This window comes from Sphingobacterium sp. NPDC055431, assembly GCF_053644255.1.
Window position 1 is genome coordinate 1 of sequence record NZ_JBSHLH010000042.1, and the last position, 1,056, is coordinate 1,056.

The window sequence follows — 1,056 nt, forward strand, 5'->3', positions numbered from 1 at the left end:
GTCGCGATATGTGCTAGATGCGTCATTGCAGGGCCGGATCGTCTTCGGGTTTCCAGTCGTCTCGGTTCTTCGGCACAGGATATCGCAAGCCCGCCGCTTCAATTTGCTCGCGCTCGCTTTTGCGCTGCGCCAGAACTTCCTCGAAGTCCAAACCGCGCTCGCCTAGCTTTGCCTCAAGCGTCGAGAGACCATTCTCAACTTCAAGAATGTCAGCCTGCGCAGCCTTTAGCGGGTCCGCGACCGGCTTGGACGACCCACGCCAAACAGCGTTGCTGTAGGCGTCGGGAGCCTCCCAGAATGCGGGAGCGCTTTTTGGCAGCTTAATGCGACCCGTCTCGCAAGCCTCTTCCAACCACGCGACGAATGCCGCGCGATACAAAGGTTCAACGGTTGAGGCACGTCTGCGGAGATTAATGCGCCAGGGCAGTTCTGACCCCATGCGCGCGGCGCTAAAATTCGTGCTCGAATAATCGCCACTGACATCCTCATAGCTCGATCCAGCAGCCTTCGCGGCTTCACGTGAAAGCGACTTATCGAACGCGTCGTATGTCGAGTTCGGTGCTTGTGAACGATGCATCACCAGCTTGTCGCCCTTCATCATGTGAGTCACGGTGCCCGGCTGCAAGTTGATCTTCACTGTCTCATAGTACGCTGCACGCTCGGCGGCCCATTCGGCCGGCGAAATGCCAACGGGCGCGGGTCCGTCAAACGGATCGTTGGTCGCGAGCGACCTGAGTGCTGTAGCACGATCAAGATCGGATTCGATTGTCATCGCGACCATGGATTGCACTAGAGCTTGCACCAACTCAAACTCTCGCCGTGTCGACTTGGCATGGGCAGGTGTAAGGGCGGGTGCCAGCGGCGAGATGCCGCGAATTTGACCCGCTACAATCAAATCGAAGACATGTGCGACGCGTGTGCGACCCCACGGCGTGCGAGCCGGGACGAATACCGCTTGGGGCGCGGCGCTGAAGTTGCCAAGCACAAAGGGCCGAACCCAATAGCCCTCAACCCTTCCGTTCTTATCGAACTGAACACCCTGCATGATACTGCCCC

General features: G+C 58.6%; 1 protein-coding gene. It reads right to left on the reverse strand.

The window, feature by feature from the left end; genetic code table 11:
* Positions 1–22 precede the first annotated feature (22 nt).
* Positions 23–1,056, reverse strand: a 1,034-nt coding sequence (locus ACWIB3_RS18565; RefSeq protein ID WP_454292366.1) for a phage portal protein, incomplete at its 5' end; no start/stop codon positions are given.